The 14431-nt window shown below is 63.3% G+C and carries 16 protein-coding genes; 11 read left to right on the top strand and 5 right to left on the bottom strand.

Features of this window, described 5'->3' with window-relative positions; translation table 11 throughout:
* Positions 1-107 precede the first annotated feature (107 nt).
* Positions 108-614 carry a cyclic pyranopterin monophosphate synthase MoaC gene (moaC, locus tag ACFPN5_RS14530; RefSeq protein WP_379784465.1) on the top strand — a complete coding sequence of 169 codons (507 nt, stop codon included), beginning with the start codon at positions 108-110 and terminating at the stop codon, positions 612-614.
* A 232-nt stretch (positions 615-846) separates the two neighbouring features.
* The gene (locus ACFPN5_RS14525; protein WP_379784464.1) at positions 847-1098 is read left to right on the top strand and encodes a hypothetical protein; all 252 of its coding nucleotides are present in this window, start codon (positions 847-849) and stop codon (positions 1096-1098) included.
* Between the two features lie 102 nt (positions 1099-1200).
* On the opposite strand, the gene ACFPN5_RS14520 is transcribed toward ACFPN5_RS14525, so the two are convergent.
* Positions 1201-1536, bottom strand: a complete 336-nt coding sequence (locus tag ACFPN5_RS14520) for a hypothetical protein (protein WP_379784463.1) — start codon at positions 1534-1536, stop codon at positions 1201-1203.
* Between the two features lie 361 nt (positions 1537-1897).
* Between ACFPN5_RS14520 and pqqA the strand changes: the two genes are divergently transcribed.
* From pqqA to pqqE, 5 genes are all read left to right on the top strand, one after another.
* Complete coding sequence (gene pqqA / locus ACFPN5_RS14515; protein ID WP_379737949.1) at positions 1898-1972, top strand: pyrroloquinoline quinone precursor peptide PqqA; 75 nt, start codon at positions 1898-1900, stop codon at positions 1970-1972.
* Positions 1973-2037: 65 nt separating this feature from the next.
* The gene (gene pqqB, locus ACFPN5_RS14510) at positions 2038-2973 is read left to right on the top strand and encodes a pyrroloquinoline quinone biosynthesis protein PqqB (protein WP_379784462.1); all 936 of its coding nucleotides are present in this window, start codon (positions 2038-2040) and stop codon (positions 2971-2973) included.
* Positions 2970-3662 carry a pyrroloquinoline-quinone synthase PqqC gene (gene pqqC, locus ACFPN5_RS14505; RefSeq protein ID WP_379784461.1) on the top strand — a complete coding sequence of 231 codons (693 nt, stop codon included), beginning with the start codon at positions 2970-2972 and terminating at the stop codon, positions 3660-3662. The genes pqqB and pqqC overlap by 4 nt, the downstream gene beginning before the upstream one ends.
* Positions 3663-3676: 14 nt before the next feature.
* A complete protein-coding gene (pqqD, locus tag ACFPN5_RS14500; protein ID WP_379784460.1) occupies positions 3677-3940 on the top strand; it encodes a pyrroloquinoline quinone biosynthesis peptide chaperone PqqD in 264 nt (87 codons plus the stop codon).
* A gap of 10 nt (positions 3941-3950) precedes the next feature.
* Positions 3951-5096 carry a pyrroloquinoline quinone biosynthesis protein PqqE gene (pqqE, locus tag ACFPN5_RS14495; RefSeq protein ID WP_379784459.1) on the top strand — a complete coding sequence of 382 codons (1146 nt, stop codon included), beginning with the start codon at positions 3951-3953 and terminating at the stop codon, positions 5094-5096.
* Between the two features lie 36 nt (positions 5097-5132).
* Here pqqE and ACFPN5_RS14490 read toward each other — a convergent pair whose 3' ends face one another.
* Positions 5133-8126: a DUF6298 domain-containing protein gene (locus ACFPN5_RS14490; protein WP_379784458.1), complete on the bottom strand. Its 2994-nt coding sequence runs from the start codon at positions 8124-8126 to the stop codon at positions 5133-5135.
* 242 nt (positions 8127-8368) lie between these two features.
* Between ACFPN5_RS14490 and ACFPN5_RS14485 the strand changes: the two genes are divergently transcribed.
* A complete protein-coding gene (locus ACFPN5_RS14485) occupies positions 8369-8767 on the top strand; it encodes a hypothetical protein (RefSeq protein WP_379784457.1) in 399 nt (132 codons plus the stop codon).
* Between the two features lie 66 nt (positions 8768-8833).
* Here the strand turns inward: ACFPN5_RS14485 and ACFPN5_RS14480 are convergent, their stop codons facing one another.
* Positions 8834-9493, bottom strand: coding sequence for a PEP-CTERM sorting domain-containing protein (locus tag ACFPN5_RS14480; RefSeq protein ID WP_379784456.1), 660 nt, complete (start codon positions 9491-9493; stop codon positions 8834-8836).
* Positions 9494-9649: 156 nt separating this feature from the next.
* Here ACFPN5_RS14480 and ACFPN5_RS14475 point away from each other — a divergent pair, with 156 nt between their 5' ends.
* The 3 genes from ACFPN5_RS14475 (at position 9650) to ACFPN5_RS14465 (ending at position 12890) form a co-directional block, all read left to right on the top strand.
* Complete coding sequence (locus ACFPN5_RS14475) at positions 9650-9850, top strand: hypothetical protein (RefSeq protein ID WP_379784455.1); 201 nt, start codon at positions 9650-9652, stop codon at positions 9848-9850.
* A gap of 126 nt (positions 9851-9976) precedes the next feature.
* Complete coding sequence (locus ACFPN5_RS14470) at positions 9977-12040, top strand: S9 family peptidase (protein WP_379784454.1); 2064 nt, start codon at positions 9977-9979, stop codon at positions 12038-12040.
* Positions 12041-12179: 139 nt separating this feature from the next.
* Entirely contained in the window at positions 12180-12890 is a 711-nt protein-coding gene (locus tag ACFPN5_RS14465) for a flagellar brake protein (RefSeq protein WP_379784453.1), read from the top strand.
* A 61-nt stretch (positions 12891-12951) separates the two neighbouring features.
* On the opposite strand, the gene ACFPN5_RS14460 is transcribed toward ACFPN5_RS14465, so the two are convergent.
* Together ACFPN5_RS14460 and ACFPN5_RS14455 are read right to left on the bottom strand one after the other, a co-directional pair.
* The gene (locus ACFPN5_RS14460; RefSeq protein WP_379784452.1) at positions 12952-13401 is read right to left on the bottom strand and encodes a pilin; all 450 of its coding nucleotides are present in this window, start codon (positions 13399-13401) and stop codon (positions 12952-12954) included.
* Between the two features lie 243 nt (positions 13402-13644).
* Positions 13645-14142, bottom strand: a complete 498-nt coding sequence (locus tag ACFPN5_RS14455) for a pilin (RefSeq protein ID WP_379784451.1) — start codon at positions 14140-14142, stop codon at positions 13645-13647.
* Positions 14143-14431: the final 289 nt, after the last annotated feature.

The following is a 14431-nucleotide window of genomic DNA, read 5'->3' as shown; positions in this document are numbered from 1 at the left end:
CATAGGCGCGGGATGGGTCATCGATTTCACAATGCTATGATAACCCCATCCGCGCGCCCTTTGCCGCACCCCGAAACACTTTCTTACCCAAGCATACCAACACGATAATGACGAGTCCTTCTTCAGAAGCCGGCGCCGGCCCGCTGACCCATTTCGACGCCACCGGCCATGCCCACATGGTCGATGTCGGCGCCAAGAACGAGACGCACCGCGTCGCGGTCGCCGCCGGCACCATCCGCATGAAGCCGGAAACGCTGGCCTTAATTCAGTCAGGCAACGCCAAGAAGGGCGACGTGCTCGGCATCGCCCGCATCGCCGCGATCATGGGGGCGAAACGCACCAGCGACCTGGTGCCGCTGTGCCATCCGCTGGCGATTACCCGGGTGGCGGTCGATTTCGAGGTCGATGCGGCGGCGAACAGCGTGCACTGCCGGGCGCAGGTGGAGTTGTACGGCAAGACCGGCGTGGAAATGGAAGCGCTGACGGCGGTGCAGGTGGGCTTGCTGACGATTTATGACATGTGCAAGGCGGTCGATCGGGGGATGGTGATGACGAACGTGCGGGTACTCGAGAAGCACGGGGGCAAGAGCGGGGATTGGACGGCGGCGGTGTAAGCCGTTGATTCCATGGAGCCAGTCACACTTGGTAACCATAGATGGTTGATAAATAGTTTCCTTGAGTCCATACTTTCAGCCACGACGTCAATATCGCCGTCGCAAACGATCGTAGCAACTATGGATTCTTTATATGCGACTCTTTGTTTCGACTTTGGCAGTTCTGGCGTCGTTAACCGCTTGCGGCGGTGGGGATGATGAAGATGCCACTAGTAGCAAAGTTTTTAAATCAATGGGCACGCTGCAGTGTGGCGGTGGTGGCGTGTCGCTGGCGGCCCTGCAAGCGCAGCTGGCAGCGGCCAACGTCCAGGTGCGCTCTGCCGCGTGCGGCACGAACGGCATGGCCACCCCGACGGTATGCGGTGCTCCTGATGGCAGGATCGGCATCTTCGAGATTTCGCCCGCCGAGGCCGGGGCAGCTGCTGCGGCAGGCTTCCTGCCCTTGAGTACGATGCCGGCGGCCAAGACGATTCCTTGCGTCTGAAGTGCGGGTGCCGGAAAAGCACCGGGGCAGGAGCGGGGATGGGACGGCTGAGGCGTAAGCACAAGGCCCAGCCCCAAGGGCGTGGACTGGGCCCTGGCTCCTTCATTTCGCCGGCTGCAAGCCTCCCATCCATGCCTTCGTAAACGCTTCGCCCACCATTCCCATCGCCTTCTGGTTCGCATCCAGCAAACGCCCCATCGATTGCTGCTGCACGGAGATCGCGTTCTTTGCCAATGCATCGGCACAGGCCTGCGATGCGGACACGAATGCGCGCAACGTATGCTCCTGGATGATGCGCGACGAGCTCAGCACCCATTGCTGGGTGCTGGCCTGCGCGGCGTCCCGGTACAAGCCGGAGACTTTCGACCAGGTATCCAGAAACGGGACCGGTGTTACGGTAGGAAATGCCGCGTTCGGGTGGGCGTTCATCGTCAACATGTCGTTCTCCTGGTGAGTGACCGGAATCGGTGGGACGCTGCATTGTGCAGCGCAACATCGAGTCTACTCCTGAGTTGAGCGAACTGTCATCTGTGCCGCTAAAGAGGCGGCCTGATCCAAACCAGCACCCTGACTCCACGCCTGTATCGCAGTGTGCCATTACTGCAATACCCATTGTTCAATTTTGGCACACCGTCATTCCTCCTTTTGCAAGGCATCAACGCTTTCACAAGCCGCTGGCATATGGATGGCATAGATATTGCCTAATCTCTTCTCGACTGTACCGATCGCCAGCTTCGCAGTCGAGCCGTTGACTGGCGCAATCGAAACGGCCAATTATCTATTCTTGAGGAGATCAATCATGACCTGGAGCAAACCGGAATTTATCGACTGGCGTTTTGGATTTGAAATCACGCTTTATATTGCGAATCGCTAGCACAGCGTTGAAGCCGGCGACGGTGCCGCCAGGTTGGTGCCGTCACCGGCTCATTGGACCAGTCTATGAACATCATCGTATTGGGCTCGGCAGCGGGCGGCGGCTTCCCCCAGTGGAACTGCAACTGCCACAATTGTGCCGGGCTGCGCAGTGGCGGCGTCCGCGCAACGGCGCGCTTGCAGTCATCGATCGCGGTCTCGTCCAACGGGAACGACTGGGTGCTTGTCAACGCCTCGCCAGACATCCTTGCGCAAATCCGTGCCACGCCGGTGCTGCAGCCAGGTCGCGCCAGGCGGGATTCCGGTATCGCCGCCGTGATGCTGATGGATGCACAGATCGACCACGTCACCGGCTTGCTGATGCTGCGCGAGGGGAAACCGTTGCCCCTCTACTGTACGGCGCCGGTCTGGAACGAACTCAACAGCGGGCTGCCGCTGGTGCCGGTACTGTCCAATTACTGCGGCGTACGCTGGCATGAACTGCCAGTTGGAAGCGACACGACACGAGTCGACCGCATGCCGTCGATCGAGGTGCCGGGCATCGAGGGCATCCGCTTCAGGCCGCTGGCGCTCAGCAGCAAAGCGCCGCCGTATTCGGTCCACCGTGAGCGTCCGGAAATCGGGGACAACATCGGCCTGTTGATCGAGGATACGGCGAGCGGCAAGTCGGTGTTTTATGCACCGGGCCTGGGCGCCATCGACCCACCGGTGGGGGCCGCCATGCGGGCGGCGGACTGCGTGCTGGTCGACGGCACCTTCTGGAGTGCGGACGAAATGATCGCGCTCGGACTCTCCAAAAAGAGCGCGGCTGACATGGGGCATCTGCCGCAATCGGGCGAGACCGGCATGATTGCCGTTCTCGACAGCATCGGTGAGCGGCGCAAAGTGCTCATTCATATCAACAACACGAATCCGATCCTGGACGAGGACTCCGAACAACGCGCCATCCTGGCGCGCCACGGCATCGAAGTCGCCTTCGACGGCATGGAGATCCGGCTATGACCCTTGCCGCGCCCTGGACCCGCGACGAGTTCGAAGCGCAATTGCGCGCACGCGGCGCCGGTTACCACATCAACCACCCGTTCAACGTAAAAATGAACGACGGCCTGCTGCGCGATGACCAGATCCGCGGCTGGGTCGCCAACCGGTTTTACTACCAGGTCAACATTCCCCAAAAAGACGGCGCCATCATTGCCAATTGTCCGGACCGCGACACACGCCGCAAGTGGGTGCGCCGCATCCTCGACCATGACGGCTGGGACGATAACGAAGGCGGCATCGAAGCCTGGGTGCGGCTGGGGGAGGCGGTCGGCCTCGAGCGCGATGCGCTCTGGTCGCACCGCCATGTGGTCCCGGGTGTGCGCTTCGCCGTCGATGCCTACGTCAACTTCGCCCGCCATGCCCCCTGGCAGGAAGCCGTCTGCTCGTCGCTGACCGAAATGTTCGCCCCGAAGATCCACAAGGACCGGCTGGCCAACTGGCCGACCCACTACGGCTGGATCGATCCCGAGGGCATGCAGTATTTCCGCAGCCGCATCTCGCTGGCCGAACGCGACGTCGAACACGGCCTGCAAGTCACGCTCGACCATTTCACTAACCGTGCCCAGCAGGAGCGCGCGCTCGATATCCTGCAACTGAAGCTCGACATCCTGTGGGCGATGCTCGACGCCATCGAAAAAGCCTACCCCTAACCGCCAGGTGCCCAATGAACCCAGTTCCCGACAAACCCGCCCTGTCGCGCCTCTTCCGGATGCAATGGGAAGAAGCGCAAGGCAACTACGTGCTCCTGTATCCGGAGGGAATGGTCAAGCTGAACCAGAGCGCAGCCGAAATCCTGAAACGCTGCGATGGCCGGCATACGGCGCCGTCCATCGTCGGCGAACTCGAACAGGCGTTCAACTGCAGCGGCCTGCGTGACGACGTCGACGATTTTTTGCGCGCCGCCAGCGAACGCGGCTGGATTACCTGAGCCCGCATCCATGAACGATTCGACACCCGATCCGGCCCTGCTCCGCCCTCCGATACCCGCTCCGCTCTGGCTCCTGGCCGAGCTGACCTATCGCTGTCCGCTGCATTGCCCGTTCTGCTACAACCCCGTCGACTACGTAAAGGAGCGGGCTGAACTGACTACCCGGCAATGGTTCGGCGTGATGCGCCAGGCGCGCCAGCTCGGCGCGGCCCAGCTCGGTTTCTCGGGCGGCGAGCCGCTGCTGCGGGACGATCTCGAGCAGCTGGTCGGCGAAGCGCGCCGGCTGGGGTTCTATACCAACCTGATCACTTCCGGGATCGGCCTGACCGAGGCACGCCTGGGCCGCATGAAGGAAGGGGGGCTGGACCATATCCAGCTGTCGTTCCAGGACTCCACCCGGGAGATGAACGATTTTTTGTCAAGCACGAAAACCTTCGACCTCAAAATGCGTACTGCCAGGCTGATCAAGCAATACGAGTATCCGATGGTGCTGAACGTCGTGCTGCATCGCTTCAACCTCGACCATGTAGGCCGGATCATCGAGATGGCGCTCGAGATGGGTGTCGAGTACCTGGAACTGGCCAATACCCAGTATTACGGCTGGGGCCTGGTCAACCGCGAACAGTTGATGCCGACGCGCGAACAGCTGCTACAGGCCGAGGCGGTAGTCAACGAAATGCGCTCCCGGATCGGGAACAGGATGCGCATCCTGTTCGTCGTGCCCGACTATTTTGAGCAGCGGCCCAAGGCCTGCATGAACGGCTGGGCTTCGGTATTTCTTGGCATCGCGCCGGACGGCACTGCCCTGCCCTGCCATGCCGCCCGCTCCTTGCCGGGGATCACCTTCCCCAACGTGCGCGATGTCAGCGTGAAGGACATCTGGTATGCCAGCGGCGCGTTCAACCGCTACCGTGGCAATGCGTGGATGAAGGCGCCGTGCAGCGGCTGCCCCGAGAAAGACAAAGATTTCGGCGGTTGCCGCTGCCAGGCCTACGCGATGACGGGAGACGCCGAGAACGCCGACCCTGTATGTGCGAAGTCGCCGCAGCATGGCGACGTGCACGCCATCGTGATGCATGCGCAACGCACGCAGAAGGAGCAGCCGCTCCGGACGATCCTGTTCCGTACCGACGCCAATTCGCGCAAGATTGTGTAGAGCGGCAACGGGGCTGTGCAAGACCTGGCCTGTGGATCAGCCGCGGAATGCCTGCGCCCGCAACACCAGCAGCCATTCGCGCCCATCGGGCTTGCCTATCCACGCCCCTTCGTCCAGCTGCGCCGGCAACTGCGCCTCCATCGTTCGCCCCGTGCGCGGATCGAACCACAGTCCCTGATAAGGTCCTCCGGTGAGCAGGCGCGCCAGCTTGACCCCCTCTCCCGCCAGCGAATACACCAGCACGGTCGTTTGCCGCGCATCGGCCAGCACCCAGTTGCGCTCGCCCTCTATCGTCCACCCATCCTGCGGCACCATATCGGCCAGCACACCTGCCAGGTGCTGCTGCACGAAAGCGTCGAGCGGCGTGCGGTCGACCACCCTGCCCTGGCCGTGCCCGGCGGTCGGGTTGCGCATCAGGACCTGGGCTGCGCCCGCCATCAGGCTGGGGATCTGGCCGGTGCCGGCATGCCAGGCCACGATCGCCTTGTCGGGATGGCGCGCACGGTATTCGCGCACCTGGCGGTACACCAGTTCGGGCGTGCTGGGGTCGCCGAATTCGCGCGGATGGAGTTCGCGGAAGGCGCGGTTCTGGCCGCCGCGCGGCGCCCACAGGCTGCCGTCCGGTAGGTAATGCCAGTAGCGCATGTCGACCACGGCCACCTGGCGCGCCAGCGCGGGGTCGGCCAGGATGGCGTCGGTCACGTCCTTGGCTGTCGCGAGCACCAGTTTCACGGGGCGCCCGTGGCGGCGCTCCCACTCGCCCACGGTCTGCTGGAAGAACTGCTGGAAGGCGAGCGGGCCGGAATACTGGAAGGCCAGGCCGAAGATGATGTTGTCGCTCCCTGCCAATTGGTCCAGCACGTGGAAGATGTAGGCGCGGTGCAGCGCGCGCAGCTTCGGGTTGGCGACGTCGTAGAACTGCTCGGCCACGTGGATGCGATCCCCCGGCTCGAGGGGCATCGGCTCGGGCAGGCCGGTATCGTTGATGTTGTTGGCGGGGCGCCAGGGGAAGTCGGCCCAGTGCGAGGCCGTCTCGACCAGGTTGTGGTTGTTGTAGAGGTGGTGGTACAGCACGATGCCGTGTTGATCGGCCAACTGCGCAAAAGCCCGGGTGCGCTCGAAGTACCAGGGGTTGTAGCGCGTCAGGTCGTAGCGGCTCAGGCCATCCTGCGCTTTGCCCTTGCCGCTGCGCGCCCACGGCAGTTCGTAGAAGGCGGCCCAGACGTTGGCATCAGGCCGGGTCAGGATCGTGTGGTCGTCGCGGCGGCGGTCGTACCAGATGGCCGGGCCGCTCTGGTAGAACGGCGTGCCCTGGCTGGCGGCCCGCGCTGCCAGTTCAGGCAGGTCTTCGGTGAGGCCGGGGCCGTTGCGCCCCGGGACAAAGCGGGTAATGCTCATGCCGGCGTCGAGGGCGTTGGCAGGCGAGGCCTGGCCCAGCCACCATGCGTCGTTGACGGCGCCGCCCCACAAGGCCTTGTCCTTGACGACGAAACGGCCGTTGCGGATAGCGAGGGAAGCCCCTTGCGGGCTGGGCGCCCCCCGGCCGGCGTCGTTCGAGACCGCGCCGTCGAACACCCTGGCATCCCCGTCCGCCCGGGGAAACCGTATCTCCGGCTGCAGCACAGCCTCGGCGCCGGCCGCGCCGATACGCTGCGCCAGCTGGGTCGCATACAGGGGCAGCGCCCTGTGCACGATCTGGTTCGGCGCACCCTCCGGGCCGGACACCACGACCTCGAGCGCGCGCGAATTCCAGATGATGGAATTGGCCGCGGTCCAGCCTCCGGCCTGGGCGCGCTGGCCGTCATAGGCCAGGCGCAGCGCGGCGCCCTCGACCCGGACATCCTCGTACAGCACGCCCGAGGCCCAGCTCTCGAAGGCGCCGCTGGCGCCCAATGCACGGGTCGCGCGGCAATCGCGAAACACGTTCGGCCCGGCGGCCAGCAAGCCGATGGCGAAGTCATTCATCCCCGAATCGGCGCTGCAGTACTGCACCAGCACCTGCTGGCCTTCGACCAGGAAGCTCATGCGCCGGTAACCGCCCGCCTCGCCTGCCGGGGCTTCATTGCGGACGTGTTCGACGGTGATGCGGCGCGCGCGCGGTCCCACCCGCACCAGCGAAGATACCAGGTGCCGGCCAGTGACCTTGCGTACCCAGCTGTCCTCCACATAATCAAGATGGACGCCGTCCCAGGCGTGCTCCTCGTCGCGGGGGTTGCTCCCGTCGTATTCGCTGCGAATCGCCAGGTTCTCGATCCCGATCTGCGTGAGCGGCACATCGGCCGTCACTTTCGCCAGCGTGGCGCCGCCGTAGCGTTGTTCAATCGCGGTGGTGATCGGCGCATCCAGGGTCACACGCTTGCCGGCAGCGTCGATGCTGGCGATGCGCCGGTCCCAGACCAGGTCGCGCGAGCCGGCCGGCCAGTGGTAGCGCAGCGCCGCGAAGGTCCCCGGCAAGGCGTCCATGCCCAGAGCGCGGATCCAGTCACGGGTGCTGGGGCGGGTCAGCACCACGCGGTCGCCCGGCTGCAGATCGCCGATGTCGGACAGCGCGAGCGTGTGCGCGCCGGCCGGCACGATCTGGTCCGTGACCTGGATCAGGCCGGCGGTCAGGGCGGCGCGCCCGCGTCCTGCCTCGATGAGCGCGCGCCGGCTGCGTCCGGTCGCGACCAGCGTCGTCTGCCCGGCACTGCTGCCGCGCAGCACGATACCATCGGCATCGATGCGCAACTGCCCTGCAATCCTGAATTGTCCGGGCGCGAGTTGGACCACGCCGCGCACGCCGTTCGCCTGGCGCGGCAGCCGGGCAACTTCGGCCAGCGCGGCCTGGAGCAGCCTGGTGTCATCCGCGCCGCTCGGCCGCACCAGCAGGGCCGGGCCCTGGATGACGGGAATGGCAGCGCCGGCGGCATAACCCGCATACGAAAAATCGATCGGCACCAGGGCGGCAGAAGCCGGCGCTGCCATACCGGATGGCGCGGCAAAGCAGGCCACGACGGTGGCAAAAATGAAGGCAAGGCGGGGCGGCGTCACGCGGCGATCCTTTGACGAGCAGGCTTCTGGAAGCGAACGGACCATCCTAGCGGACGCGTTTTGGAGGAGCAATCACCCGGCTGAGAATGATCACGTGGCTGAGCGGTTCAGGGGCCGCCAGGTGAATACAGGAGCTGGCTGGAGGGAATCTGTTGACACCTCTACAATACGAGCTGAACAGCCGAGGCAACAGGCAGGCTGTTCGATCCTTCCACGCATGCTCGGCCCAAGGGAATTCAACGATGAAAATCGGCGTCGCGGTCATTGTTGGTTGCCTGATACAGGTCCCGGGCTACGCATGCGAGCTTGGCCAGGACCAGTCCTGCAAGGACGCGGCAACGCCCTTCGCTGGACGACATCCTGTCCACGCCCTTTCCATCAGGGAGCTGTTGCGCCCCGCCACAGATCGCCGCCTGCTCACGGCCGAGATCCCGGATCAACGCGCCCGGCTGGCAGGCGGTCCCGTGTACGAGTCGACGTTTGCACGCGCCATCGCCCGCGCAGCGAAAAGAAGTGCGGCCGAGCTTGCTATAGAAGCTGCTACCAAGATCATCGTCATGTGCCAGAAGGAGCGCAACCCTGCCCTGACGACGCCGTTTTTTCGAAGCGACAGCCAGCAGGCGCACTGCTTCCGGTATTAGAGAGCCCTGGCGGCAGCCTGGAACACTGTGGACCAGGTATCCCCCGACCCTGCTCCTCCGGTGACTTTATTTGCGAGAACGGCGGCGCGCGGTGGCGCCAAGCATTGCGAGGCCGAGGCCGAACATCGCCAAGGTCTGCGGTTCAGGCACTTCGGCACTCGGCTCGGCAGTTGTCAGCACGAGGTTGTCGAGGTTGAGTATCCGGTCAGCGTTATTCGCCATGACGGAAAAGCGATGAATTGGTGTCAGGCTCGTCAGCGACAATTGCCCGGCCAGGGGAGCCCAGCCAGCATTCGGGTTCAGAAGCACATCTTGGGCAAGGATATTTCCGTTGACATCATATGCCGTCAGGAAGGCGTCCCAAAACGACCTGCTGTCGATCCGGATGCCCAGGACCGGTACCGAGAAAACGCCAATTGGGTAGGTCGAACTGATGAAATGGTTACTGGCGGCGCCACCCATGAAGTTATCCTGCAACAAAGTTCCTTGCGTGAATGTCACGCCCAGCGATGCATATTGGTCGCGCAGCGGTTGCAGAAAGGTATTTGGAGCCGACACGTCATCTGCGGTTCCCAGTATTCCATCGGGGCCCGGGAAGCTTTCGAAATTCATCGTGATCACTGCGGCGGAGGCGGGAGCGCTCAATGCCGACGCCGAGACGGCGGCGAGGACGCAGTGGCGAAGGAAGCGACGCATATTGTCTCTTTCGTTGAAGTTATTGAACAAAATATATCCTAACAGTGCGCATTGAATTAGCAACCAAAAATTGTACCGAGCTGCTCATCCACGCAGCCTGGTGCTCCGATGGCATCCACCACGCACCATGATATTGTTGTGGCAACTCAACAGTATGGACCTGGCGGCAACGCCGCGGGCACAACCATGAGAATCAAGGATGGCATCGGCTTCCTGTGCATCGCCGCCGGCATCGCGCTCGGGGTCACCGGAGTACGAGAGCGCAATTTCCTGTGGTTCGGCGGCGGTATCGGGCTGGTGTCGCTCGGCATCGCCCTCGTCCGGTACAGCAGGCGCGAGGACAGCATCGATGCCGCCGATACGCTCATCGAGAGCATCGACGATTGATCCCGATCCGGCAGCGAGTCGGCCTGCCCACCGGTGTTCTTCAGCGTCCTGCATGTTAAATTGCTGGCTTGCCGCGGCACCACCGCGCATGAACACACACTCCGAGACACGATTGAAGAGGATTCGATGAAATTACGCTTCGCTTTATTGGTGACGGCCCTGGCCGCTGCCAATGCCGCCGTTGCCACCCCTGCCGCTCCGCGTGGCTTGACGGTGGAAGACCTGGTCAACCTGGAACGCGTCGGCAGCCCGGCGGTGTCGCCGGACGCGAGCCGCGTCGTCTACACGGTGCGCACTACCAATATGGACAAGAACCGCGGCCACACCAGCCTGTGGATCGCCGGCCTCGACGGCAAAACCGCACCGAAGGCGCTGACCACGCACGACAGCAGCAGCACCGACCCCGAATGGGCGCCTGCCGGCGACGCCGTGTATTTCCTGTCCTCCCGCTCGGGCAGCTCGCAGGTATGGCGCCAGAGCGCCGCCGGTGGCGAGCCGGTGCAGGTGACGAACCTGCCGCTCGACGTCGACAACTTCCGCGTTTCGCCCAGCGGCGACCGGATTGCGCTCAGCATGGCGGTGTTCCGCGACTGCGCCGACCTGGCCTGCACCAAGGATCGCCTCGATGCGCAAGCGAAGAACAAGGCAAGCGGGCGCGTTTATGACCGCCTGTTCGTGCGCCACTGGGATACCTGGGCGGACGGGCGCAACGCGGTGCTGTTCTCGGCGCCGCTGGATGCGAACGGGCGCGTGAGCAGCGCACCTGTTTCCCTGTCCGGTTCGCTCGACGGCGACGTGCCCTCGAAACCCTTCGGCGACCGCGAGGAATACCGCTTCAGCCCGGATGGCAAGACGATCGTGTTCTCGGCGCGCATCGCCGGCAAGACCGAAGCCTGGTCGACCAACTTCGACCTGTACAGCGTGCCCGCTCCCGGTGGCGCCGCGCCACGCAACCTGACTGCGGATAACCCGGCCTGGGATGCCAAAGGCGTGTTCTCGCCGGACGGGCGCACGCTGGCCTACCTGGCGATGACCCGCCCCGGCTTCGAGGCCGACCGCTTCCACATCGTGCTGATGGATGTGGCAAGCGGCAAGAAACGCCGCCTGGCCGAGAGCTGGGACCGCTCTGTCGGTGCCCTGCAGTGGAGCGCGGACGGCAAGACGCTCGTCGTCGACGCGGAAGACGTCGGCCAGCATCGCCTGTTCGCGATCGACGTGGTCAGCGGCAAGGTCAGCGCGCTGACCGACAAGGGAACGATCGCCGCCTTCGACATGCGCCGCGACACCATCGCCTTCACCCACGCGACGCTGGCCTCGCCGGCACAGCTGCACACCATGAAGCTGCGCGGTGGCAAGCCTCAGCAGCTGACCAGGAACAATGCGGACAAGCTGGCCGGCGTGCGCTTCGGCGAATTCGAGCAGTTCTCGTTTGCGGGCGCCAACGGCGACACCGTCCATGGTTACGTGATGAAGCCGTGGAACGCGACCCCAGGCGCCAAATACCCGGTTGCCTTCCTGGTGCACGGCGGCCCGCAAGGCAGCTTCGGCAACGCCTGGAGCTACCGCTGGAATCCGCAGGTGTATGCCGGCGCCGGCTACGCCACCGTGTTCATCGATTTCCACGGCTCGACCGGCTACGGCCAGAAATTCACCGATTCGATCAGCGGCGACTGGGGCGGCAAGCCGCTCGAGGACCTGCAAAAAGGCCTGGATGCGGCGGTCAAGAAATTCCCATGGCTCGACCGGGAACGCAGCTGCGCGCTCGGCGCATCGTACGGCGGCTACATGATGAACTGGATTGCAGGTAACTGGCCGGGCGCCTTCAAATGCCTAGTCAACCACGACGGCGTGTTCGACACGCGTGGCATGGCCTACTCGACCGAAGAACAGTGGTTCACCGACTGGGAAAACGGCGGCCCGTATTTCGCGGTGCCGGAAAGCCACGAGCGCTTCAACCCGGTGCACCACGTGAACAAGTGGAAGACGCCGATGCTGGTCATTCAGGGCGACCTCGACTTCCGCATCCCGACCGCGCAGGCCCTGTCCACCTTTACGGCGCTGCAACGGCGTGGCATCGACAGCAAGCTGCTGGTGTTCCCGGACGAGAACCACTGGGTGCTGAAACCGGCCAATTCCGTGCTGTGGCACCACACCGTGATCGGCTGGCTCGACCAGCACCTGAAGCGCTAAACGTTTCGATGTAACAACAAAGCCCGCGCCGAAAGCGGGCTTTTTTCGTAGTGCCGGGCGCCAATATATTTCTCTGTAGCTAACACTGGTATCATAATCATCCGGCTGGCATAATTGTCAGTTACTCCCGAATACGCCCATGCAAGTCGCCCAAGCCGCGGAACTCAAAGCGCAAGACTACGATTTCGAGACGATGAACCTGCAAGTCGGTACCCGGCTGCAGCTCATCACGCATCGCCGCATCAAGCCCGTGCAGCACTTCTCGGCCCTGATCGGGTACGTGAAGGACGAGTACATCATCCTCAAGATCCCGACGGAAAACGGGGCGCCGATCGCGCTGGCCGAAGGCGAGCGCCTGACGATCCGCGTGTTCTCGGGCGTGAAGGTGTGTTCCTTTGCCTGTACGGTCGAGCGCATCTTCGGGCGGCCCCTGATGTATGTGCACGTATCGTTTCCGAAAACAATCCAGGGCACGAGCCTGCGCACCGCAATGCGGGTCAAGGTCGACCTGCCGGCCCAGTTGTCAGGCAGCGGCACGCATGGCCGCCCCCTGCCCTGCACGATCGTGAACCTGTCGGTCAGCGGCGCCCTGGTGGTGTCGAACAGCCGGCTCCCGGCGGACGAAGAGCAGATCACGCTGCAGTTTTCACTGAAGGCGCCGCCGGATGAGCAGGAAGTGCGCATTGCCGCGCGCGCCGCGATTCGCAACGTGAATGTGTCAAAGGCGGCGGACGAGTCCGAGTTGTTCACCTACGGCATGCAGTTCATTGACCTCGATCCGGTACATTACACACTGCTGCAGAACATGACCTATGAGGCGCTGCTGGCGGACCGGCAGAAGATCGTCTAAACGTCCCGGCCTGAACGACAAAAACCCCGCTCGCGCACTGCACTTGCGGGGTTTTTTTACGTCAGCCCGCCTTGCCGGTGCAGACACCGGCCGCGCCGATCAGGTCTTGCGGGACCGTGTTCGCGCTGCAGCTCCAGGCGCCGGTGGCCACGTCGCGGGTGAGCGTGATCGTCTGGTCGCGCACGCTGGCAGGGCCGGCGACAATCCGGCAGGTCAGGCTGGCCGCGGTGGCGTTGGCGGTGGCGCCGAAGGTGCAGTGGGCGGTGCCGGTTTTCGCCAGGCCAATCTGTTCGGGTGCAGTGACGTCTATGCCGTCGTTGAGCCTGGTGTTGATACCCACCTTGCCTGCTGAGACCTCCGCCAGCGCGGCGCCGAATTTTGCCCTGGCGGCATAGTCCTGGTAGGCCGGGATGGCCACGACCGCCAGCACGCCGATGATCGCGACGACGATCATCAGTTCGATCAGGGTGAAGCCAGCTTCTGCTTCCTTCACAATCTTTTTCGATTTCATGGAGTCTCCGAATTAGTTTTTGGGAATTATCGCTCGCCGCGCGCTGACAACTCAGGCGGCTGCGGGGGCCCAGTATGGATGGGTCGATGCAGATGGTCTTGCGCTAGTCGAATCGTGCGCGGAAGGCTGTCTGGAAGCGGAAAAACGAAAACCCGCCGGAGCGGGTGTGGGGTGGCTTTTCGTGCGACAAAAACAAAAAGCCGCCCTGAGGCGGCATTCTGCTATGCGTACTGCCTGCTGCGATTAGCCGCCGTTAGATGCTGGCGTCGTCGCTACGTTGGTCTTCGTGATCACATCACGGGCTGCTGCGTTCGTCAGAGCGGCGGCAGGCGCGTTCACCCAAGCGATGGTCGAATCGTTGGCGGTCGGGTCCATGGTGAAGCTCTGGCCGTCAACGCCGCTGCCGATGCCACTAGCGAACTGGACAGTGATAGTGCCGCCCGAAACCGATGCGGCAGCCACTTCTTTGGTGGCGACGAAGACTGGGATGTTGGTTGGGGCAGCAGTGGTGGTGGTGGTGCAACCGGTTTCGACGCCGCCGGCTTCCTGGATGCACACGCCGACGGCAGTCTTGATGCCGGCGACCGAGCTCAGGGCTGCGCCGACCTTGGCGCGGATGGTGTAGTTCTGGTATTGCGGAATGGCGACAGCTGCCAGGATGGCGATGATCGCGACGACGATCATCAGTTCGATCAGGGTGAAGCCGGCTTGGGTCTTCTTAACAATTTTCATCGATTTCATGGTGTATCTCCAGGTCAGGGTGTTGGGGTTATCTGTTGCGTTGCTTGGTGCCACGAGCTATCTATTGCAAATGCCGTGCCAGCCATTTCCACCCGGAAATCATTACCATCTCTGCAATAAATACGACAAAAGATGTCATGCCAGCCTGTTCAGATGACAAATTTTGTCACCTGATGCGCAATTTCTGTTGCGCAACTTATGTTGCGACAGAATTTGTCGCGTCGAGCGGTGTCTCGTCCTAAGATAGGTTGACAGGGTTACGGCCTTTTTCGTTACCCTTTGGATGTTG

The sequence above is a fragment of the Massilia niabensis genome, assembly GCF_042655085.1.
Classification (GTDB): domain Bacteria; phylum Pseudomonadota; class Gammaproteobacteria; order Burkholderiales; family Burkholderiaceae_D; genus Telluria; species Telluria niabensis.
The sequence above is the reverse complement of the archived record's forward strand: the minus strand, read 5'-3'. Positions and strand labels throughout refer to the sequence as shown.